Raw genomic sequence first — 21,246 nt, 5'->3', positions numbered from 1 at the left:
AGTTCAGTACGACTGGAGATGTGGAAAGCGATCGCATCAAGAATTCATCTTATCGTCTCAAATCAGGGTTAGCTTAAGGCGGACTTGTCAGTTTTCAACGCTGGGTTGGGTGGCAACCTTGCAGAGCATGGCACGTGCAGCCTCACACTGCAATTGATGACGATGCCAGTTGAATTGAACAACGATAGCCTTCAACATGAGCGGCATGAGTCAACCAGACGACTATCTATCGATCAATCGGGCCAACTGGGATTCGCGGGTTCCCCTGCACCTTCAGGGCTATGATCTGGACCGCTTCCGCTCGGATCCAAATTTCATCTCGAAGGTGGTTGCATTTGACCAGCCAAGACTTCCCGAAATACGTGGACTGCGCGGGCTTCACCTGCAGTGCCACATCGGAACCGACACCATCTCGTTATCCCGCATGGGAGCATTGATGACAGGTCTGGACTTTTCGCCAGCTGCGATCCAGGCGGCGCGGGCATTGGATGCGGAGTTGAAAGCGGGTGTGACCTATGTGCAGGGTGAGGTTTATCGTGCGCTGGAAGCCCTGAGCAATGCGAAAGTCGGTGCGGGATTTGATTTCATCTATACCGGGATCGGTGCCCTTTGCTGGCTGCCAAACATACGGCAGTGGGCGTCTGTCGTGCGGACACTGTTCAAGCCGGGTGGATTTCTCTTCTTACGTGAGGGGCACCCGATGCTGTGGTCTGTCGGAGAGTCACGACCGGATGGGGTGATTGAAATCCTGTACGATTATTTCGAGGGGCGTGGAATCGCATTTGAAGAGACCCACAGCTACGAAGGAACGGGAGAGGTAGGTGCTCCCCTGAGTATCAGTTTCAATCATGGACTGGCCGAGATCTTCAATGCGCTCTGGCAGGAGGGTTTTGAAATCGAGGTGTTTGAGGAACACGACAGCGTGCCCTGGAACCCGCTGGCCGATGAGTTTGAGCCAGTGGCAGAGACTGGGGAGTGGAGGTTGAAGGAAAATCCACGGCGACTGGCCGCCAGCTATACCCTCGTTGCCCGACTCAGCTAGTCCTGCCCCGTCATATGCAGCGGGTTCACCCACTCATCGAACTGTTGTTCGGTCAGCAGTTTGAGGGCGAGAGCGGCTTCTTTAAGAGTGAGGTTTTCGGCGTGGGCCTTTTTTGCAATTTTGGCGGCGTTTTCATAGCCAATGTGGGGATTGAGTGCAGTGACGAGCATCAGGGAGTTTTGCAGGTGTTGTTGAATTCGGGCGTGGTTGGGTTCGATGCCGACTGCGCAGAAGTCGTTGAAGGCCTTGCAGGCGTCGCCGAGAAGATTGGCAGACTGCAGGAAGGCGTGAATCATGACGGGTTTGAACACATTGAGCTCGAAGTGCCCATTGGACCCGGCGACTGAAATGGTGACATCGTTGCCCATGACCTGACAGCAGACCATGGTCAATGCTTCCACCTGCGTGGGGTTGACCTTGCCGGGCATGATGGAAGAACCCGGTTCGTTGGCGGGAATCGTAATTTCCCCGATCCCGGAACGCGGTCCCGACGCAAGCATGCGAATATCATTGGCGATTTTCATCAGACTGACTGCGAGCTGCTTCAGTGCTCCGTGGGACTCCACGATGGCGTCGTGTGCCGCAAGGGATTCGAACTTGTTTCGCGCGGTGATGAAGGGCAACCCGGTGAGATGGGCAATGTGCTCGGACACACGCTCGGCGTAGCCCTGCGGTGCATTCAGACCCGTGCCTACGGCGGTGCCGCCGAGCGCAAGTTCGGACAGGTGATCAAGGGTGCGATGCAATGCTGCCAGACCATGCTCGAGCTGTGAGACGTAGCCGGAAAATTCCTGCCCGAGCGTCAACGGGGTCGCATCCATCCAGTGGGTGCGCCCGATCTTAACCACGTCGTGCATCTGTCCGGACTTGCTTTCGAGTGTTTGTTTGAGGTGTTCGATACTGGGAATCGTATGCCGCACGAGTGTGTTGTAGGCAGCGATGTGCATCGCGGTGGGAAAGGTGTCGTTTGAGGACTGTGAGCGGTTGACATCATCGTTGGGATGGACGGTGCGCTTACCCACTCCGAGTTCCTTGCCTTCCATCACATGGGCGCGGTTCGCGATGACCTCGTTGCAATTCATGTTGGACTGGGTGCCCGATCCCGTCTGCCAGACAACCAGTGGGAAGTGATCGGCGAGATCGCCAGCGATGATTTCGTCGCAGACCCGGCAGATGAGATCACATTTGTCCTGCTCCAGTGCTCCGAGTTCCAGGTTGGTGAGTGCGGCTGCTTTTTTCAGAATCCCAAAGGCGCGGATGATCTCGCCTGGCATCGAACCGGCTGGTCCAATGGGGAAGCATTCGATCGAGCGCTGTGTCTGGGCGCCCCAGAGTTTGTCGGCGGGAACCTCAATGGGACCCATTGTGTCGGTTTCGATACGGGTGTTCATGAGCAATCGCGGTGAAAAGTTAACGCGTGTTTTCGATGGACTTGGAACGGCAGCTGCATCTTGCTTTTGCAGCTCACGAAGAGAAGTCCCATGGGTTGAGTAGTTGCATATCGTCTGGAAAATTATGGATGTTTCGGGTGACGATGGTGAGTCGATAGTGGAGCGCCGTTGCAGCAAGCAGGCCATCGATGACCGGGAGATTTCGCATGGCGTCGAGACGTCCCCAATGTTCGGCCACCTCCTCCGATATGGGTAGAATACAGTCTTCGTAAGCTGCAGTTAGCTTTTCAATCCAAGACTCAAAAGCAGAAACCTGCTCGGGAGATCGTCGACGCAGCACTTCGATCCCTTTGCGAATCTCACCCAGTGAAAGCACACTGATGTAGCTGGACCGGTCCCCAACGGACTGTGCCCAAGCCCAAACCTGTGGTTCGCATTTGGAGCTGCGCCGGAGTTCACTGAGCACATTCGTATCGAGAAGAAAGGCCATCAGAACCCGGTGTTCCGTGATTCCAACCTGCGGACCCGGGTCAGTTCCAATTCTATTTCAGGAGCTACCGTTCCTTCGTCAGACATCAGGAACCCGATCAGCGACGGACGCTTCTTCTCATTGCGAGCGAGCGATTCGGCAAGAATGCGTCGGTGTTCCTCCTCCGCAGAAACTCCCCGCTCCTTGGCACGACGCTTCAGTTTGCGCACCAGTGAATCTTCCACATTTCTGACCAGTAACTGTGCCATGTAGACTAGTTGATAGCAATGATAGCGAGTTGTCAAATTTGCAAGTTACATCCCACGTCATCGCAGATGTTTTCGTTTTAATCCATTGAACCGGGTCATGCATTCTCTTCACGGTGCACGGGAACGCTTCCATCGCTGAAGCGCGAGTGCGAATCCGGTGTAAACCAGTATCAGACCCGCTGTGCAGGCGAGGGATGCAACGAGTTTCCCCAAAAATCCAAACGCTTCGCCAGTGTGCAGGAAGCGCACCCATACTCGCGCCCGAATGCCGCGACTGCGCTCGTGCCATTGCGTGACCTGCATCAGCTCGCCGGTTACTGGGTGTGCATGAGCAAAAACGAGACCCTTCGTCACAAACCCGGACGGTCGGTGAATGTAGAGCGTGAGTGGTTCTTTGGGATTTGTTCGCTCCCCAGCAGGTGGCAACTGAAACTCGACCGCCGTCCAGTCGGGAAATTGTGCTGCAACGGACTGAAGTGTTGTTTGGAAGAGCGGACGTTCAGCGTGTTGGGTTATTTCTGCATCCACTTCAGGCGGTTCGAGCATGAGCATGCGGAAGGTGCGGTGCTGTGATGGGGTTTCACCGGCCAGCACGAACACCAGTTTGTGTGCCCACTCGAAGGAGATTACAACACCCGTGGCGGCGAGCAACAGCAGCACGGGAAAACTCCAGAAACCAAAGACCTGATGCTGGTTGCGTCGGCGCGCCGCGCGTCGTGCCTTGGAGTTGAGCTGCAGATTCTGCCGCAAGAGACGCCACCGCCAGCGACGAGGGAACCAGAGCACCAAACCCGTGAGACAGAGAACCACAAACATCAGATTGGCAGTGCCATTGATGAGTCGACCCACGAACCAGTGTTCGCCCTGAAGGCCTGCAAAGCGGTGCCATGTCTCGAGAGTGTGCAACAGGTGGTGCGCGGTGTGAGAGGGCGCTTCGATCAGCTCGAGCGCATACGGGTTGATGTAAGAAGGGTCGTAGTGCGAATCATACACCGTGTAGGCGCGCAGTGGGTCAGCCGGAATTTCCAGGTATTCGAATTCCAGGTCAGCATGGTATTGCGCCAGCCAGGCGAGCACGGCGTCAGCACTGTGGCGTTCGCCAGTTTGGGAGCTTTCGGAAAGATGAGTCACTGGACGGTCGATCCAGTTCAGAATGTCCTGCTTGAAGGCGATGGCGATGCCAGTGGCGCACATCATGGCAATGAAGAGTCCGCAGCTGACGCCCGAAATCAGGTGAATCCAAAGCAGAATTTTTCTCATGTGAGCGATGTGGGGATGGGAGCAAAATAAAATCGAGGTTCGGCGTGAACCTCGATTTTCAAACCTGCGGAGGAAGTGCTCCTCTGCAAGCGTTCCGCTGGGAAACTAGAACTGGAAGGAAGCGGACAGACGAATGTCACGACCGGGTTCCGCTGCACCAATCACAGCCTCAAATCCGGGAATTGCCGTCATGTTTTCGATGCTTCCATGGCTGATATAATGGGTGTCGAACACGTTCTTGACGGTGAGAACGATGGTGATGCGTTCTTCGAAGGAGGGTACCCAGCTCAGGTAGAAATCATGAATATCGTAGCCGGGCTTGCGAATGCGTGCGTTGGGAATCCCGGCGATGTCTTCGGGGATCGAAATGCCGTCAATTTCCTGCACGAGGCGGGAATTCCAACCCAGCGCGATCGCGTCAGTGACCTGCCAGGAGGCATCCAGCACCCAGGTATCTCCAATGGAAGAGACCACTGATCCATACTGGTATCGGGTGGCGACCTGATCGTTCAATTCTGTATCCGCGTGATTGTAGAGCAGGCTGAGATTGTAGTTGGAGCCGGCATAACTCACACGTGCGTAGATCCCATCGGTTTCGAGTTTCCCTGCGTTTGTATAAACGCTGGACCATGGCAGGGTATTGGTGATGACATCGTCAATGGTGTGCTGAAAGGCACCCAGCTCCGCTGAAAACCCTCCGGTTCGGTAGAGCAGACTGGCTTCATAATTGCGTGCTTTTTCAGCCTCCATGTCTGGGTCGTTGCTGACAAAATCAATCTTGAATGCATCGTTGATGTCGGGTCCGCGATAGGCACTTGCCCCGCTCAGACGCAGAACCAGTGAGTCGGTGAGGTCATAGACCAGTGCGAGACTCGGGCTGAAACCGTCGTGGTTGAAGTGTTGATCCATGCTGTCCTCAAGTTCGTAGCGGTCGTAGCGCGCTCCCGCGTAGGCGGTGAGAGAATCGAACAGGGGTAACTCTGCCTCGACAAACAAGCCGTTTACCTTGCCCGTTTCAGAATAGGCGTGTGGGGAGTCGGTGCTGCCGGCGGTGACCTCATCGCGGCGATAGTCCCATCCATATTGCAGTTCTGCGCGACCGATGGACTGGGTGTTGGAGAGCTTGAGCTGCTGTCCTTCGATCTGACCGGTGTAGGGTCCCCATGGGCCGATTTGTAAAATGTCAGCTTCGGTGTGACTGAGCATGAGTCCGAGACCCAGCCAGTCCACATTTGGCGATTCGTAACGGTAGTTGGCAGTGTAGGTTTGGCGCTCGGATTCCATCGGAAACAATGGATTTCCCGGACCGGGTGCCCATTCCGGACGCCGCAGTTTTTCGCCTTCTTCTTCAAGATTCTCAAAACTCAGCCGGATGGAATGTCCGTTGTCGAACGAACCTGCCAGTTTGAGCAGTGTGGCAACTTGCTCTGTACCTGAACCCACGAGTTCATTGCCCTTTCCATCTTCAATGTTGCCATAATCGGAACGTACGTGACTCGCGAGCACGCTCCATGGTTTGTTCAACTGACCATAGGCGCTGAGACTGATTTTATCTCCGGACGTGTTTCCAAAATAACCGTATTTGAGCAGGGAACCCCAGCGTTGTCCTGGACGCAGCAGATCAGAGGGATCTTTGGTTTGGAAACGGATGGAACCGCCCAAAGCTCCGGGGCCTTCTGAAACACTTCCGATGCCGGGTTGCACGTCAATTTGCCGGAGCAAGTCGGGTTCGACCGCAATGCGACCCGTGTGGTGAAAGAGCGCGCCAGCCTGAGATGCTCCATCCACACTGACATTGATCATGGCTTCGCCCAGATTTCGCACATAAATTTTCTGGGCGACTCCGGTCGATCCTCCAACCATGATGCTCGGATCGAGTGAGAGTGCATCTTCAAGGTCGGTGGCCTGGCGCTGTTGCAAGTCGCGCTCCGAGATTTCGAGCACGGGTTGTCCGGTGTCGGAGCGCACCACATAGGGTTGCAGGTCCAGAATCGAATCCTCGGATTGGGCCTGAACTGACCCGGAAAGCAGACCTGCGAGCAGCAGAGGAGTGGCGAAGCGTGTGAAGTGAGTTTGCAGTTGTGTAGGCATAAGACAATGTGATCCAACGCATCAGCATAGGGGATTCGAAACATCACTTCCACCCCGTGAGGGAGCAAAGATACTCCAAGAGGGAGCAATTGAGAGCATCTGGCACAATGCAGTCTGATGCGGAAACGCAAAACGGACTGGATTGAAAAAGGGGCGGTTCTTTTGAGTCAGGCGGACAATTGGGGTCACGCCGCAGTACCGGGGCCGTCGAGGCGAGCACTCTCATTGCTCACAGAACTACTATCGCGTGCGCGCTCCGCGAAGCGATGCGTCCAGCTCGAAGGCAGTGGAAGTTCGCTGGCGCTTTTGAGCAGTTCGGGATCTGCCTTGCGACCCCAGAGCAGATCCATCACGCGTTTAATGCTCCATTCGGGGTAGGGGCGAGCTTGCAGTGTTATCTCCTCACCAGCCTGCAGAACGCCGGGTTCGATTACGCGAAAATACCAGCCGGTCAGGCGGGTGTCCTGAACGCGCCGACACAGGCCTTTGACTGAGAAACGATCATCCAGTTTCCAGCACGGTTGGCGTCCCTGGGAAACTTCGAGTAGCACGGTTCCAATGCTCCAGCGGTCGCCGATGCAAATGTTCTGTTCGGTCAGGCCGCGCGTCGTCAGATTTTCTCCAAAAGCACCGGGTTTCTGCAGCAGGACGTGATCTTTCAGCAGATCTGCGTTCCAGAACGCATAGTGCTCCAGAGGGTACGCGTGTATGGCCTTGTCGGGTCCACCGTGGACCTTCTTGTCCGCTTGTTCGTCACCTGAGAGGCCGAGCATTTGCACGCGAACACGACCTTCGATCTGGTGCTTTGCAATCGCACTGCTCGTGCCCTTGCGAGTGAATGGCTGAATGCGCCCAACCTGAACGGAGTGAATCTGTGGGGCCACTTGAGAAGGGACAGGTGAAGACTGGAGATGCGAACTCATGAAGCATGCGTTAGGGCATCAGTCCCAATCCAACAAGCGTTTTTCACCCTCAAGCTTTTGAATATCCGTGATATCCTGCGAAACTTCGATGACACCACGGTATGTTCCAACTGCGTCGCGAATGGCAAAGTAGCGAATGTGAACCATGCGACCCTTGAAACGGATCCAGAATTCAGCCTCATCCTTGTTGCCCGCGCGAAACGCATCGAGAATTTCCAGCACTGTGCCAACACTTTTGGGAGGGTGACAAAACCGGACCTCACGACCGATCACACCTGCACTGCGTGGGAAGACGCGGTCCTCTCCGCGGTTGTAGAAGAGCACACGGTCATTCTCATCGACATAGGTGAGATCAAAAGGAATGAACTGCAGCATCAGGTTGATCTGCTCAAGCGTCATCGTTCCCTCGTTCATGCGCAAAATGCCTTCAGCAAGGGCCTGCACGGGTGTCGGCGCGGTTTCAACAGAGGAAGCATCAGCAGTCCGGTGCATCCAGCCAATTTCGGACTCGCCATGCTTCATTGCTTCCCAGTCCTCGGGAAGCAGGATTTCCAAGGCGAGCGGAAATAGCCGACTCTCTTCGATCTCCCTCATGCGGCGCAGCTCTGCGATCATGGTGCGAATCTCAGCGTGCAAGTGGTCGAGCTTGCCACTTTCGAGACGACGGCGCACCTGTTTGATCAGTTTGCGGTTTTCATCCTGAAAGGACCACATGCCCTGGCTGGGGCCATACCAGCCGCGTTTTTCCAGGTAGGGAAAGAGCTGGTTCTCCTTGCGCGTGTAACGGATGTCGACGCAAGCGACCTGATTGAAAAGATTGTAGACCAACTGGTAGTCGGAGAGCGGATCCACAGGTTCCAACTCGTCGAGCAGTCGACCCAGGTGAGCGTTTTCCTCGAGGTAGATTCGCACCGGATGTTCTTCCGGTAATGCCAGTCCGTATTCGGGGATTGCGGGTTCAATGAGTTTCATGATGGATGCTTAGAGTTTGGTGTTTGGAGTGGGTTTTCTCGGCAGAGAAACTAGGGCAAATGCAGATTCCACGAATGAATCGAAAGCATCAGAACTCCGTGAATCCATTGAAGGGTTTGCCGTGCTTCTTCAAAAAGCGGACCTGCCCGGTGAATGGTTCCCGTTCCGGAAACGGTCAGACCCTGCCCGGGACCCGCAGCACGCACCACTTTTGACGAAACAAAGAGTAATTGCATACGGGGATCCTTGGTCAAATTTCGTTCCGTTTGCTGCAAACGCCAAACCGGAATGGAAATGGTCTGGTCCGAATACCCGAGGGCGAGAATGTTGCGTGTCCAGCATGCTGCGAGGTGAGGACCCTGGGCACCCGTTGTCGCAATGGAAAACCATTGGGAAGTGTCAATCACCGAGCGGGCGGTTCCGCTGAACGGCGGAGTTGTGATCGTGTTTGGGAATTTAGACTTGAGAGGGTTCATCGGACAAACGCTTGATGGTTTGCATGCTCTGTTGCAGTTCGATTTCGAGTTCCTTCGCCTGCGAAGGGTCAAAATCGACGTGTTTCTCCTTTCTGACCTTTTTCTTTCCGAGATCCCAGTGCAGGTCAGCGGTGATGCCGTGGCGCGCCAGGATGTGATGGCCGCATTTGAGTGCGCATCCATCGATCATGACAATGGGTCGGCCCGATTCGACTGCACGCAATGCTGTTCTCACCAAAGGTTTCACGTCACCCCCGAGGCCGGCGATGCACGACATTTCGGCCTCACCCAATCGATCCATGCGCACGGCGAGGTGATTGGCCAACTGGGCCGCACTGGAACATCCCGAGCAGGAATAGATCAATGGCTGTGCGTCAGGTGGTGTTTCTGGACGGGATACCTTCATGTTTGAAGCGATTCCGGATTGAGAATTGATGGTGAGTCAATGTGAGACGGTCGGTCAGCGATTCGCTGCCATCGCAAGTGCGGCGGGAAACAGGATGTTGTTTTCCTTGTGCACATGCTGGTGCATGTTGCGTTCGAGTCGCTCGAGCGTGTCGTAGAGTGCGCGGAAGGTGTTGCAGGCCCACTCGGGAGGCTGGTAGCGATCCGTCAGTTCGGAGAAACGCTCGAGTGCCGAGCCAGCCTGGTCGTGTTCCGCTTCAAGCTTCTGAATGGCACTGCGCAGGTTCTCCGCGATGATTTTCGCTTCGCCTGGATTGGACTCCAGTTTGCGAATCAGCGGGAACACACTGGATTCCTCCTCAACGGTGTGTTCGACGAGGTCCGGACCAAACGACTCGAAGACTTTGCGGATCTCGACTAGCCGTGGCTCGCTGTCACCGTGAACGCGCGCCACCTTCTCGGTCATGAAATCGAGGCGTGGAAGCTCCTGCCTCAACCAGTCATGGTGTTGGCGTTCAATGTGATCACAGAGTTCGCGCAGCGAAAGTTGTTCGACGTCGATGCCCTCGGAATCCGAGACTGCATCGAGCGCCTTGAGCATCGAAACGACTGTTTTGACGTCAAGACCTTTGCGGGCGCAGACATCGGCCAGCGGCTTTTTGCCACCGCAGCAATAGTCGATGCCCAGATTCTCGAAGATGCCAGCACGGATAGGCATGGCGCGAACCCAAGCTGCAACTGTAGATTGTTCGTTGATTTCAGACATGATGAAAGATGGTTTTTTGGGGAGCGTGTTGTAGAAGTGATTTCAACGCAATTCAAATATGCATTAAAAATACATATTTAAAAATTGAATGCATTTCAAAAGCAGTCATGTTGGAATGCTAGAAATGAAACTCAGCCTTCAATCTGATTTTGCGCTGCGCGTGCTCATGCACGCTGCGGTGAGAGGTAATGTGCGTACCACTGTGGATGAAGTTGCGAGCGCTCACGGTATCTCGCGCAATCACCTGGTCAAGGTTGTGCATCGCCTGGGAAAGGCGGGTTATCTGCATACGCAGAAAGGAAGTGGTGGAGGCTTCACTCTGGCACGGGAACCTGGACGGATCAATGTGGGTGAGGTGGTGCGTCTTGGGGAATCGGATGATCGTGTGATCGATTGCCAGCACCGTGGAGTGTCGTGTCGCTTGCGTCCCTCCTGCAACCTGAAGCGGGTGCTCGACGAAGCGGCGGACATGTTTTTTAGGGTACTTGAACGCTATACGTTGGAGGACCTGATATCGGGGAAATCGGAGCAGTTTCGCACGATTCTTGGGGATTCCGATGACTCGGATGCGGTGAATTGAAGGTGCCTGGGTTGAATGTAGAGGCAGACCAGCACTGCAAGTCCCAGTGATTGCAGCTTCGAGCTGTCTACTGCCACAGGCTTTATGGGTCTTACGTGTTAAGGATTTGGGCTGGAATGGCTCATTCATGGATTGAAATGCGCGTCCCTGTGAATTTTCACTGTTAACAATTATTATTTGTAGCCAAGGCTACATCTTTTGATTGTAGCTCAAGCTACATGATATGTTTTCATGTTCAACCTACCTATGCGATCCAGACCAAATTCACTCTTTTGTCGCTCACACCTGCTGGTATTCCTACTGGGTGCGTGCGTTAGCTCTCCTGCTTTTGCCAACGACGGCGATGCGATTCTTACGCTCGATGCGTATCAGGTGGTGTCGACGGCGACGCGCACGGAGCGAAGTCTGTTGGATCTGCCCGTGAAGATGGAAGTGCTGGGCGCAGACTTGTTTTTCACCTTCAACGCTGGCGATATTGCCACTGCTCTCGACTACTTGCCGGGTGCCAGGGTGGAAGCCAATTGCCAGAACTGTGGCACCACAGAAGTGAAACTCCTCGGGCTTGGCGCTGGCTACAACCGGCTTTTGTTTGATGGACAACCATTGTTTTCAGGTCTGGCAGCGGTCTACGGACTCGAGCACATTTCAACCTCGTTCATCGAGCGTATTGAGGTGGTCAAGGGAGGTGCGTCATCGCTCTATGGTGCAGGGGCGGTTGCGGGTGTGATCAACCTGATTCCGCAAGAACCCTTTGTGAATGGGGTGGATATTTCGGCAACCTTTGAGCAGGTGGATGGGGCGTCGTCAATGCTCGTGGCAGGGAAGAAGGACTGGTTCGCAGGATTCCGCCAGCATGCGGGTACCGTGTATGGTGATGTGCGAAAGAGCGATGCGGTGGATCTGAATGGGGATGGGTTTACTGACATTACGGAAAAAGACTACTATTCGGTTGGCACCCATTTTTGGGTCTACCCTACGTCGACTGGACGCATCCGGGTGAATTACGCCTACACTTGGGAGGAGCGCCGCAGTGGAGATCGCTTCGATCTCGCGCCGCATGAGACTCAGATCACGGAGGCACTTGAGCACCGCTGGCATCGGGGCGGTGTATTCTGGGACCAGGAACTGAGTGAGCACTTTCGTTACAAAGTCGGAGCTTCCTTGTCGGATGTCGAGCGCGACAGCTACTACGGGGGAGTGGGGTCAGTTGCCTTACCGGGCAGTGCAGGCTATGACGAGCAGGAATACCTGGCGGCAGTGGAGCAGGCCAAGATGCTCTATGGAATGACGCGCAGCGAGCGACTGTATCTGGACTCGCTGGGTACCTTGCAGTTACCGCGTCATACGCTCTCCTTTGGCGTCCAGTATCAACGGGATGCGGTATTTGATGAAAAAAGGAATCATCTCGGACAGCCGCTGCGCAGTGACGGCACGGTGGCCGCTTTTTCGGGTGAAGATGCAATTGCTGACGACGTTTTTGACAACCTGGGTGTATTTTTGCAGGACGAATGGGATCCCAGTGCGGACTGGACGCTCATCCTCGGGCTGCGGAGCGACAAGCACTCACAGCTGGCGGATTGGGTTTGGTCTCCGCGGGCGGCAGTTCGCTTGACCGCAACAGAAGCACTGACGCTGCGCGCGTCGGTGTCGACGGGATTTCGTGCACCGGAGATTTTTGACGAAGATTTTCACATTGAAATCCTTGAGGATCCCACGAGGGTGCGCAATGGAGCGGGGTTGAAGGAGGAGCGCTCGGTCTCATACGCTACGGGATTTGTGTGGACTCCCGCTTTTGCGGAGAATCAGTTGCAAGTGGATCTGGAACTGTACCGCACTGAGATCTCGGATGTGTTTCATGTTCCAGATCTCGTTTTCATCGATGCGGACGGACTGGCTTTTAAGGAGCGTGTGAATGCGGGTGGAGCGGTTGTTCAGGGAACGGAACTCAACATGCGCTATCGCTTTCTGCCGCATTTCAGTGTGGAAGCAGGTGTTGCTTTGAATGATGCCCGCTTTGAAGAGCCTGCCGAGATTCTGGATGGAGTTTTTGAGCGCCGCTTTACCGAAGCTCCGCGATGGACCGGCAGGCTGCAGTTTTCCTATCTGAACGAAGCCTTGTTGGACGTTTTTCTCGGAGTACGCTATACAGGGTCGATGATTGCCGTAAACGAGACGGAAGCATGGGTAAATCAAGCAACCGATCCATTTTGGGTGATGGACTTGTCCTTTACCAAACACATCGCGCTCGGAGAAGGCGAGAGGGCGGCCCACATTGATCTTGGTTTTGGGGTGCGCAACCTTTGGGATGAACGCCAGAAGGATCTGAGCAGTGGAGCTGAACGGGATGCGGGATACTTTTACGGACCACGCTCACCTCGGAGTTTCTTCGTGAGCGTGCGAACCCATTTTTAGCTGAATGGGCTGTGTTTACAAACGTGGCAGAATGCGTTGCAGGTTCATCTTGTGACCCTCTGCCGTGCGCACGGAGATTCCCATCTTTTGGGCAATGGTTCGAATGTCACGCTCCCCCTCCTTGATCAGGTGGTACATTTCCAGTTGACGCCGTGTGAGTTGGGAACAGATGGATTCGTAGACCTCCCTGGCAGTTGGGTCCTCTTCGAGATACAGGCGAAAACCGGGCACTTTAGGGTACTGGAAGAGGATGGCGATCAGGATGCGACCGTGTTGGGAAAAGGTAGTGGCAGACTTAAACGGCTTTCCCTGATGGGAGGTTCGTTGGTGCTGCAGCTGGTCAATGATCCAGCAATGCAAGGGAAAAGGCAGGCGAGTTCCACTGTGCTGGGAGTCTGGAAAAAAAAGATCAAAAAGCACACGGGCCGACTCGGGCAGACGCTGGATTTCGAGGGTGGAACTGAGGATCAGCGTAGACTCCAGATCGGAGCTTAGCACATCAAGGAGAGGATCGTGATGCATCGGAGGAAGCAGGTTTGAGAGATCAAGTGGAGTGAGAATGCGATAGGGATCGGATCGATGAACCGAAGATCCTGTTGCAAAGCGACTTCTTGGGCGGTCGTACTCGTAGATGCATTGTTCTGGAATTCAACATAGTGAATCAAGCCCGATTGTCGAGGATGTGCTGATAATTTTGCAGGCAATAGGGGTTATGAGCAAGTCTAATGAAACAAATGAAGAGTTGATGATGTAGGATTTGTGTTTTGAGGGTGATAAGTGAAATTGTGTGCGATAATGTGGGAATAGATTGAATGAATTTGCCTTAAATAAAGGCAGAAAACAATCTTAGAACCGCATGGAATAAGGCAAAGAGAGGTGAGTATGAATGAATTGCAAAAATTTTCCGTAGAATGAAAAAGAATGCAAATAAAAGTTGACAGAAATTCTCCTGCTGCACATGTTGTGTGGACAAAACTCAAACCGTTTTCCGGTTGAACCTGTCTTCTGCCGGGAACTATACCCTGAGCCCCCTAACGAAAAACAAATGACTCAACGAATACTGAAGAACAGCATTCTTGCATGCTCGCTCATGGGCATGTGTGGATTGCTCTCCTATGCGCAGGAGACCCAAAACGACGAGGAGGACGTCTACGAATTGTCTCCTTTTGAGGTAAATACGGAAGGCGACCGTGGTTATTACGCCAGCAACTCAATTTCAGGCTCTCGCATCAACATTGCCCTGCAGGATATGCCGATGCCGATTGAGGTCATCACATCGGAGTTCATTGAAGATACGGGATCTATAGATCTGCGTGAATCCCTGCGCTACTCTGCAGGTATCATTTTGCAATCCCAGAACGATGCCGGTGTGGGGTTGGATGGAGTCCCAGGCGGAGTGCACAACGGAGAGGGTGCGACCGCTAACCTGACCAACACGACGATCAAGGTGCGCGGATTTGTGACTGATTCCTCGCTTCGCAAAGGATTTCGTCGGCAGCACGCATCCGATTCGGTGAATATTGATCGTATTGAAGTCGTGCGCGGACCTGCCGCATTGCTGTATGGTATTGGAAATTTTGGTGGCATTGTGAACTATCTGCCAAAGCGCCCGCTTGAGGAGAGTTTCACAGCGGTTACCGCTCTGATCGGATCGGACAGCCAGTATCGGGCAACACTCGACAATACGGCACCGATCAGTGACAAACTGGGCTATCGCGTGACGGCGTCGGTTGAAGACTCGGAGCACTGGACTGATGTGCAGAATCGGGAGAGCTGGTTTATTTCACCCGTTCTGGTTTACAAACCGTTTGAGAACACCAAAATCACCCTGGACCTCGAGCTGGGATATGATCGTACCAACGGGATTGGGTTTCAGACCATGCGCGCCCGTGGTGATCTGGATGATCTGAACAATGTCATCGGGCAGCAAGGTCGTTTGCAGAAGGCAGGTTTTGTCGTGTTTGACGATGTGGACAACCGCACGTTTCGCCTGTCGGGTCCGGACACCTTCATTCAGAACGACACTTCGAACATTCTGATCGAAGCCGAGCATCGCATCTTGAAGGATCTAAACATGATGGTGGGTTACAATCGCGCCAAGGTTGAGATCGAAAAGCGCGATATCGTGAATAACTCCTATGTTCGTGATCAGGGACCGAGTGACCTGTGGGCGACGATTAACGTGCGTCCCTTCGAACTTGCCAATGGCGACCCGGTCTTCGACGGCGAGATTTTCAACGGTGACGACGAAGATGATCGCACGCTGACCAATGCCTCCTTGATTTACATGTGGCAGGATCAGTCCATTGAGCGCACCCGTGAAGAGGTGAAAGTGGAACTGAATTACCAGGCCAACTTTTTTGAAGATTCGAGCTGGCTGAACCAATCGCATATGTTTCTTCTGGGCATGTCGGATCTGAAGGCAACCTATGAGTCTCAAAGTTTTACTTCGGGAGCAGGCAATCACTCATCCTTCCTCTACCGGAGTCCTGATGATCGCTCGCTGATCCGTTTTGGAGAGGGCATTCAGGACAATGGAACTGCAAGTGGCGTGAAGGCCTTTTCTCCGTTGCTTCCGACGAATCGCAACGATGCGATTTCCTACAATCAGGGCTACTATGGTGTATGGCAGGGACGTTTCTGGAATGAGCGCATTACGGCAATTTATGGCATGCGCCGTGACCGCAACGACCAGTATTTGACGGATTACACCTTTGAAGGTGGAGTGCAGACGAGCAGTAACTTCCGCGATCCCGAAGCACAGTCGGAGGACACCACCCAGATTGGATTGAGTATCGAACTCATTGAAGGTCTGAGCGTGTTTGGTCTGAAGTCTGAAGGACTCGAACCCAACTTTGACGGGAAGCGTGACGGATATGGCAATGCCATCAGTGCAACCAAAGCCGAGAGTGAGGAAATCGGCGTCAAGCTGAACCTGCTCGATGGGCGGATCGCGGCGACCATGAGCATGTATGAAATCAAGGTCACCGGTGCTTCGACCTTGAGCCTGTGGTGGGCACCTGCACCAGCCAAGGGGCGGTACGATCCGACAAAGCCGACGGTTTACAACATTTCGGATGTGACCAACAACCAGTCGCATACCGATAACCTGGCGCTGTTTACCGCAGCTCAGAATGCGGGGATGGTGCAGGTCGTGGATGGCCAGACCTATATCACCGTGTTGGACGGCAATGGCAACGACACTGCTGGAGCAGCCTATCTTGACGCCATCTACGAATGGGGTTCACAGAACGGTTGGCCGGGTTGGATGTTTGCCGGAAGTTCGGTGAATGGAACCCCTGCAAACAATGCCTCTCAGGACTGGGCAGCAGGGGATGTCGACTATTTTGCCGATATTGTGAGTGTGACCGAATCCAAGGGTTACGAAATCCAGTTCCTGTTTTCACTGACGGACAACTGGCAACTGCTGTTGAACTACGCGAACACGGAACGCAAGGTAGTCGATGCCGGAAAGTTTCCAAAGTATCCCTACCCGCAGGATCGTTGGGCGATCTGGTATTTTCCGGATGGCAACTGGGGACTGCAGGGAGTATCCAAGGAAGAAGCTTATACGGATCCATCCGACACTTCCACATGGACGGGCGGTCCCGCGACCACCAATGGAGAAAGCCTGGACGATACTCCGGAGCATGACTTTGGATTCTGGACCAGCTACAAATTCGACAGCGGTGTATTGGAAGGGTTGAAGCTCGGCTTTGGTGGCACCTACCAGAGCGAGCGCGAGTACCTCTCGGGATTCACGGTTTCGGGTGATGCGGTAACGGACCTGAATGGCAACCGTATCAAGCTCTACACCGACACGAAGTTGCTGCTCAACGCCATGGCTCGCTATGATTTTGAGTGGAAGGAGCGCCCGGTCTACCTGCAGCTCAATGTTGACAACCTGACAGACGACAAGGACCTTTATGGTTATGTTTATGAATCAGGCCTGTCATGGAGGCTCCAAGCTGGCTTTGTATTCTGATTTCGACGTTATCAGCTGTTTTCAGAGAAAAACCTGTCGGAAATGCCCGGCAGGTTTTTCTTTTGGACAGCGCTGTGTATTTGCATTGATTTTCATTCTATGCTGAATACATTGACGGACATGAAGAGAACCCGATGGCTCTGTTGGTTTTGGTTGATATCGTTGATTCCGCAAACGGGGATACAAGCGTTTGAGCAAACTGCTGACGCGCTCATTGCCGGGCAGCACTGGGCGGTGGCATACTCTGGATTTCGGGAAGGTCAGCATCCGGACCGGGGTGACGGAGCGATCAACCCGAGCGATGCGCAGATCCTCGAGGATCTCCACCTTTTGATTGATCATGGCTTTCGCTTGATTCGCATGTACGACACTGCGGAGAATACCGAGCGCACGCTGGAGCTGATCGCTGAGCATGCCCTGCCCATGCAAGTGCTGCTTGGCGTGTGGCTGGATGCTGAAGTCAGCAATCATGAGGGCTGCCCGTGGCTCACCGAACCGATCCCAGCTGCACAGCTATCTGCCAACCGCATTCGCAATGATGCGGCTGTGGACAAGGGCATCGGGCTGGCGCTGCGATTTCCGGGAATTGTAGTGGCGATCAACGTAGGCAATGAGGCTTTGGTGAATTGGAACGATCACATGATGACGGTGGAGCGAGTGATTGAACTTGTGCGCAGGGTCAAGGCAGCGGTTCCGCAGGAAGTCACGGTTGCGGAGAACTATGAGTGGTGGATACAGGAGGGAGCCGGACTCGCTCGAGAGCTGGATTTCATCGGGGTTCACAGCTATCCGGTCTGGGAGGGGAAATCCATTGAGCAAGGATTGGGCTACACTGTGGAAAATCTCAAAGCCGTGCATGCGGCCTTGCCTGAAGCACGGATTGCGGTTTTGGAAGCGGGGTGGGCGACGACTGCCAGCGAGTTTGGTGACCGTGCGGGAGAACTCCAGCAGGAGTGCTACTACAGGGAACTTCAGCAGTTGGCGCTGGAAAATCAGATGACCGTCTTTTTCTTTGAAGCCTTTGATGAACCCTGGAAGGGAGACCCCGGGAATCCGCACGGTGCGGAAAAACACTGGGGACTGTTTTTTGAGAATCGCACACCCAAACAGGTGATGCGAAAGTGAAACGGAGCCTGATCTCTGGTTCAAGCCGATCAACCCCCCATTATCATGAAGCAACAGAACAACCTTAGGATTTCCAGCCTTTTGCGATACAGTCAAACCCTGCACCTGTGCATGGGAACGCTTTTCACTCTTGCCATTTCACTGCGCGCAGAAGTGCCAGTCAATGTGCCCGCAGGAACAACGCTGGTCTGGTCGGACGAGTTTGAGGTCGAGGGCGCCCCGAACCCGAACAAGTGGAGTTTTGATGTGGATGGCAATGAATGGGCCTGGGGAAACAATGAACTCCAGAACTACACGCCCGCAAATCACCCGCAACCGAATGCATGGGTGGAGGATGGAAAACTCATCATCGAAGCGCGCAAGGAGTCCTTCACCCACAGTGGTTTCACCCGGGAATACACCTCAGCACGCCTGCGCACGGTGAACAAAGGGGATTGGTTGTATGGGCGGTTTGACATTCGTGCGAAACTGCCCGCAGGGCGTGGAACCTGGGCTGCGATTTGGATGTTGCCTACGGATTGGGAATATGGGGGATGGCCGGACAGTGGTGAAATCGACATCATGGAGCACGTGGGGTATGACATGAACCGTGTTCACGCTACGGTGCACACGGGCAAGTTTAATCATTCCATCGGAACGCAGGTCGGGGACTCCATTGTGGTGCCCTCTGTGGATGAGCAGTTCCATGTCTATCGACTCGATTGGACTCCAGAGCGCATTGATGTCTATCTCAACGACATTCACTACTTCTCATTTCCCAATGATGGTGGCGACTCGGGATCCTGGCCTTTTGACAAGCGTTTTCACCTGCTGCTGAACCTCGCTATCGGGGGAAACTGGGGTGGCAGTGAAGGTGTGGATGACTCAATCTTTCCGCAACGCATGGAAGTGGATTACGTGCGGGTCTATGCCTACGATGACCCGAGTGCCATGCCAGTGCACCCGGTTCCAGGCCGCATCAGTGCCGCCGCATTTTCTGATCAGCAGGGTTCACTGGACGTAGAGACGGATTCGGCTGAACGCAACGGCCTGCACCTTGCGTCAATTGAAGATGGGGATGCTGTGAGCTATACCTTGGATGTGCCCTCCACGGGCAGCTATTCCCTGAGCCTGCGCTATGCGAGTGAGCAAGCGGGCGTTGCTGTGAAGGTTTGGGTCAATGGTGCTGAAGCGGGTAATGTCAATTTACCTCAGACTGCAGAGGGTGTCTGGCGCAGTGCCATTGTCGGTCCGCTGTCGCTGGAGCAGGGAAGAACGGAGCTGCGCCTGCAGTTCGAGGTGCCTCAAGGTAGTGGAGTTCAGCTGCGGTGGCTCGATTGGATTTCTGATGAAAGTGTGGTGCAACGCTTCTATCAACCCGCGACGGGTGCCTATTTTTTTACGGCCTTTCGGGATGAACTCGAGCAGGTGATCTTGAATCTGCCGCAGTGGCGCTACGAGGGGCCAACTTTTGGAGTGGAATATGCACCGAGCGAATACAATACACCCGTATATCGCTTCTACAATCAACGTGCGGGTGCCCATTTCTACACAGCAAGTGCGTCGGAGCGTGATACTGTGATCGCAAACTTGTCTCATCAATATGTCTATGAAGGAGTGGCGTTTTATGTGCGAACCCAGTCAGTGGGTCCTGATCCCGTCACGTTGCAACAGCGCGAGTTTTTTCCGGTTTGGAGATGTTACCTGCCGCGCACTGCGTCGCATTATTTCACAAGCAATGCTTCGGAAGTGGAGTACATTCGCCGCCATGTGGATGCATCGGAGATGTTTGTGGAAGGGATTGCGTGGTACACGCATCGCGTTTCCTGAGTGTGACGCAAGGTTGGATCAGGAGGCTGTCTTCATCCCCTGAAAACGGAGACAATTTCGTCGCTTTGTCACGTGATGGTTTCTGAGTGGTTACAATTCGGAAACGCCAGTTTTTGACCGTTGACGCTGGTTTTGGAATCGTGATGGTTCGGCGCATGATCCTATCACGAAACTTGATTCCAGTCCTTCTGCATGGGCTGCTTGCGCTGTTGTTCCTTCCGCTTTCCGGTGCAGCTATGGATGCTCCGCAAAACATGGATCAAAGTGTGAACTGGCGCATCGAGGAGGTTTCCCGTTTTCACGCTCCACAGGCGACACAGGGAGTTGCTGTCGGTCCCGATCATCTCTATGCCATCGGAACGCTCTCGGTCGCAAAGTATGACCGGAAGAGTCTCGAGTTGCAGGCCGAATGGTCGAGTGAACGTGGAGGTCCCATCGTGCATTTTAATGCGGGCGTTGTGCTGGGGAATCAGCTGGTTGTCGCCCACTCCAACTACCCCGAGATCCCCATGACGGGATCGGTTGAATGGTTTGATACGCAGACATTGCAGCCATCCGGAACCCACAGTTTTGGAGCCTATTTTGGGTCGGTGACCTGGGTATTGCGTCATGAAGAGGCGTGGTGGGTATGTTTTGCACACTATGGAAATCGTGCGGCGGAGCCGAATCGCGATCCGAACTGGACGAGCCTTGTGCGTTTTGACGATCAATGGAGACGCACAGGAGGCTGGGTATTTCCGCAGGAACTCATGGCGCATCTGGGTGGGCAGTTTACGCTCTCGGGTGGTGGATTTGGTCCAGAAGGATTTCTGTATGTGACTGGACACGACGAACCTGAAATGTACGTGCTGCGAATGCCGAAGCAGGGTTCGGTGCTGGAATGGATCAGCACCCTTTCGATCCCCGCCGAAGGACAGGCATTTGCCTGGGATCCGACAGAATCCAATACCTTTTTCTGCATTGTGCGAAGCACTCGCGAAATCGTGAAATGCCGCCTGATTACCGATTAGGATAATCCTGCTGGCGAACCGCATTTTTGCACAGTCGTTCTTGAGCATTTGAACCGCCAGTCGGTCCCGCCGCACTTTCTGGACGATGCGATTCCAGACGCTGCCGCTGCCTGTACGGGATTCCCATTTCTATCCAAAACAACTATGAAACGATTCACACTGTCTCATTCCTGCCGTCGGGTCCATCGGGTCCTGTCGAGCTGCTGCATTGCGTTGGCATTGCAAACTGTGGCGTATTCCCAGGAAGCCACATCCACTCAA

18 protein-coding genes and 1 pseudogene are annotated in these 21,246 nt (G+C 54.0%); 8 read left to right on the top strand and 11 right to left on the bottom strand.

What is annotated here, in order from left to right:
* The first annotated feature begins 205 nt into the window (after window positions 1-205).
* Window positions 206-1,042: a class I SAM-dependent methyltransferase gene (locus tag ABQ298_06550; protein ID MEQ9824026.1), complete on the top strand. Its 837-nt coding sequence runs from the start codon at window positions 206-208 to the stop codon at window positions 1,040-1,042.
* Here the strand turns inward: ABQ298_06550 and fumC are convergent.
* The 10 genes from fumC to ric form a co-directional block, all read right to left on the bottom strand.
* Complete coding sequence (gene fumC / locus ABQ298_06545) at window positions 1,039-2,433, bottom strand: class II fumarate hydratase (GenBank protein ID MEQ9824025.1); 1,395 nt, start codon at window positions 2,431-2,433, stop codon at window positions 1,039-1,041. The genes ABQ298_06550 and fumC overlap by 4 nt on opposite strands.
* 73 nt (window positions 2,434-2,506) lie before the next feature.
* Window positions 2,507-2,923 (bottom strand): type II toxin-antitoxin system VapC family toxin, encoded by a 417-nt coding sequence (locus ABQ298_06540; protein MEQ9824024.1) that lies wholly within the window; start codon window positions 2,921-2,923, stop codon window positions 2,507-2,509.
* On the bottom strand, window positions 2,923-3,171 hold the full coding sequence (locus ABQ298_06535) for a DNA-binding protein (GenBank protein MEQ9824023.1): 249 nt from the start codon (window positions 3,169-3,171) through the stop codon (window positions 2,923-2,925). Before ABQ298_06535 ends, ABQ298_06540 begins: the two co-directional genes overlap by 1 nt.
* Window positions 3,172-3,279: 108 nt before the next feature.
* Window positions 3,280-4,431: a PepSY-associated TM helix domain-containing protein gene (locus ABQ298_06530; GenBank protein MEQ9824022.1), complete on the bottom strand. Its 1,152-nt coding sequence runs from the start codon at window positions 4,429-4,431 to the stop codon at window positions 3,280-3,282.
* Window positions 4,432-4,536: 105 nt separating this feature from the next.
* Window positions 4,537-6,522, bottom strand: coding sequence for a TonB-dependent receptor (locus ABQ298_06525; protein MEQ9824021.1), 1,986 nt, complete (start codon window positions 6,520-6,522; stop codon window positions 4,537-4,539).
* Between the two features lie 185 nt (window positions 6,523-6,707).
* Complete coding sequence (locus ABQ298_06520) at window positions 6,708-7,445, bottom strand: MOSC domain-containing protein (protein ID MEQ9824020.1); 738 nt, start codon at window positions 7,443-7,445, stop codon at window positions 6,708-6,710.
* Between the two features lie 18 nt (window positions 7,446-7,463).
* Window positions 7,464-8,417, bottom strand: coding sequence for a PAS domain-containing protein (locus ABQ298_06515; GenBank protein MEQ9824019.1), 954 nt, complete (start codon window positions 8,415-8,417; stop codon window positions 7,464-7,466).
* A gap of 50 nt (window positions 8,418-8,467) precedes the next feature.
* Window positions 8,468-8,893: a pyridoxamine 5'-phosphate oxidase family protein gene (locus ABQ298_06510; GenBank protein MEQ9824018.1), complete on the bottom strand. Its 426-nt coding sequence runs from the start codon at window positions 8,891-8,893 to the stop codon at window positions 8,468-8,470.
* Complete coding sequence (locus ABQ298_06505) at window positions 8,874-9,299, bottom strand: putative zinc-binding protein (protein MEQ9824017.1); 426 nt, start codon at window positions 9,297-9,299, stop codon at window positions 8,874-8,876. The genes ABQ298_06510 and ABQ298_06505 overlap by 20 nt, the downstream gene beginning before the upstream one ends.
* A 54-nt stretch (window positions 9,300-9,353) precedes the next feature.
* Window positions 9,354-10,064, bottom strand: coding sequence for an iron-sulfur cluster repair di-iron protein (ric, locus tag ABQ298_06500; protein ID MEQ9824016.1), 711 nt, complete (start codon window positions 10,062-10,064; stop codon window positions 9,354-9,356).
* A gap of 124 nt (window positions 10,065-10,188) precedes the next feature.
* Here ric and ABQ298_06495 point away from each other — a divergent pair, with 124 nt between their 5' ends.
* Together ABQ298_06495 and ABQ298_06490 are read left to right on the top strand one after the other, a co-directional pair.
* Window positions 10,189-10,644, top strand: coding sequence for an Rrf2 family transcriptional regulator (locus ABQ298_06495; GenBank protein ID MEQ9824015.1), 456 nt, complete (start codon window positions 10,189-10,191; stop codon window positions 10,642-10,644).
* Window positions 10,645-10,890: 246 nt separating this feature from the next.
* Window positions 10,891-13,056 carry a TonB-dependent receptor gene (locus ABQ298_06490; protein MEQ9824014.1) on the top strand — a complete coding sequence of 722 codons (2,166 nt, stop codon included), beginning with the start codon at window positions 10,891-10,893 and terminating at the stop codon, window positions 13,054-13,056.
* Window positions 13,057-13,071: 15 nt separating this feature from the next.
* Here the strand turns inward: ABQ298_06490 and ABQ298_06485 are convergent, their stop codons facing one another.
* Window positions 13,072-13,578, bottom strand: coding sequence for a hypothetical protein (locus ABQ298_06485; protein MEQ9824013.1), 507 nt, complete (start codon window positions 13,576-13,578; stop codon window positions 13,072-13,074).
* Window positions 13,579-14,101: 523 nt separating this feature from the next.
* Here ABQ298_06485 and ABQ298_06480 point away from each other — a divergent pair.
* The 5 genes and pseudogenes from ABQ298_06480 to ABQ298_06460 all read left to right on the top strand — a co-directional run bounded on the left by ABQ298_06480 (window position 14,102) and on the right by ABQ298_06460 (window position 20,985).
* Window positions 14,102-17,041 (top strand): TonB-dependent receptor plug domain-containing protein, encoded by a 2,940-nt coding sequence (locus tag ABQ298_06480; GenBank protein MEQ9824012.1) that lies wholly within the window; start codon window positions 14,102-14,104, stop codon window positions 17,039-17,041.
* Between the two features lie 120 nt (window positions 17,042-17,161).
* On the top strand, window positions 17,162-18,166 hold the full coding sequence (locus ABQ298_06475; protein ID MEQ9824011.1) for a glycosyl hydrolase: 1,005 nt from the start codon (window positions 17,162-17,164) through the stop codon (window positions 18,164-18,166).
* Window positions 18,167-18,277: 111 nt separating this feature from the next.
* Window positions 18,278-19,075: pseudogene (locus ABQ298_06470) on the top strand (glycoside hydrolase family 16 protein).
* Window positions 19,049-19,975: a carbohydrate-binding protein gene (locus ABQ298_06465; GenBank protein ID MEQ9824010.1), complete on the top strand. Its 927-nt coding sequence runs from the start codon at window positions 19,049-19,051 to the stop codon at window positions 19,973-19,975. The pseudogene ABQ298_06470 and the gene ABQ298_06465 overlap by 27 nt, the downstream one beginning before the upstream one ends.
* 155 nt (window positions 19,976-20,130) lie before the next feature.
* Window positions 20,131-20,985 carry a hypothetical protein gene (locus ABQ298_06460; protein MEQ9824009.1) on the top strand — a complete coding sequence of 285 codons (855 nt, stop codon included), beginning with the start codon at window positions 20,131-20,133 and terminating at the stop codon, window positions 20,983-20,985.
* Window positions 20,986-21,246: the final 261 nt, after the last annotated feature.

The sequence above is a fragment of the Puniceicoccaceae bacterium genome (assembly GCA_040224245.1).
GTDB lineage: Bacteria > Verrucomicrobiota > Verrucomicrobiia > Opitutales > JAFGAQ01 > JAKSBQ01.
This window is presented reverse-complemented; position numbering and strand designations above follow the sequence as displayed.

What these genes read in the sequence shown, in the direction of transcription:
- ABQ298_06550 (MEQ9824026.1), top strand. Translation starts at nt 206, where the DNA reads ATGAGTCAACCAGACGACTATCTATCGATCAATCGGGCCAACTGGGAT.
- fumC (MEQ9824025.1), bottom strand. Translation starts at nt 2,433, where the DNA reads ATGAACACCCGTATCGAAACCGACACAATGGGTCCCATTGAGGTTCCC.
- ABQ298_06540 (MEQ9824024.1), bottom strand. Translation starts at nt 2,923, where the DNA reads ATGGCCTTTCTTCTCGATACGAATGTGCTCAGTGAACTCCGGCGCAGC.
- ABQ298_06535 (MEQ9824023.1), bottom strand. Translation starts at nt 3,171, where the DNA reads ATGGCACAGTTACTGGTCAGAAATGTGGAAGATTCACTGGTGCGCAAA.
- ABQ298_06530 (MEQ9824022.1), bottom strand. Translation starts at nt 4,431, where the DNA reads ATGAGAAAAATTCTGCTTTGGATTCACCTGATTTCGGGCGTCAGCTGC.
- ABQ298_06525 (MEQ9824021.1), bottom strand. Translation starts at nt 6,522, where the DNA reads ATGCCTACACAACTGCAAACTCACTTCACACGCTTCGCCACTCCTCTG.
- ABQ298_06520 (MEQ9824020.1), bottom strand. Translation starts at nt 7,445, where the DNA reads ATGAGTTCGCATCTCCAGTCTTCACCTGTCCCTTCTCAAGTGGCCCCA.
- ABQ298_06515 (MEQ9824019.1), bottom strand. Translation starts at nt 8,417, where the DNA reads ATGAAACTCATTGAACCCGCAATCCCCGAATACGGACTGGCATTACCG.
- ABQ298_06510 (MEQ9824018.1), bottom strand. Translation starts at nt 8,893, where the DNA reads ATGAACCCTCTCAAGTCTAAATTCCCAAACACGATCACAACTCCGCCG.
- ABQ298_06505 (MEQ9824017.1), bottom strand. Translation starts at nt 9,299, where the DNA reads ATGAAGGTATCCCGTCCAGAAACACCACCTGACGCACAGCCATTGATC.
- ric (MEQ9824016.1), bottom strand. Translation starts at nt 10,064, where the DNA reads ATGTCTGAAATCAACGAACAATCTACAGTTGCAGCTTGGGTTCGCGCC.
- ABQ298_06495 (MEQ9824015.1), top strand. Translation starts at nt 10,189, where the DNA reads ATGAAACTCAGCCTTCAATCTGATTTTGCGCTGCGCGTGCTCATGCAC.
- ABQ298_06490 (MEQ9824014.1), top strand. Translation starts at nt 10,891, where the DNA reads ATGCGATCCAGACCAAATTCACTCTTTTGTCGCTCACACCTGCTGGTA.
- ABQ298_06485 (MEQ9824013.1), bottom strand. Translation starts at nt 13,578, where the DNA reads ATGCATCACGATCCTCTCCTTGATGTGCTAAGCTCCGATCTGGAGTCT.
- ABQ298_06480 (MEQ9824012.1), top strand. Translation starts at nt 14,102, where the DNA reads ATGACTCAACGAATACTGAAGAACAGCATTCTTGCATGCTCGCTCATG.
- ABQ298_06475 (MEQ9824011.1), top strand. Translation starts at nt 17,162, where the DNA reads ATGAAGAGAACCCGATGGCTCTGTTGGTTTTGGTTGATATCGTTGATT.
- ABQ298_06465 (MEQ9824010.1), top strand. Translation starts at nt 19,049, where the DNA reads ATGGAAGTGGATTACGTGCGGGTCTATGCCTACGATGACCCGAGTGCC.
- ABQ298_06460 (MEQ9824009.1), top strand. Translation starts at nt 20,131, where the DNA reads ATGATCCTATCACGAAACTTGATTCCAGTCCTTCTGCATGGGCTGCTT.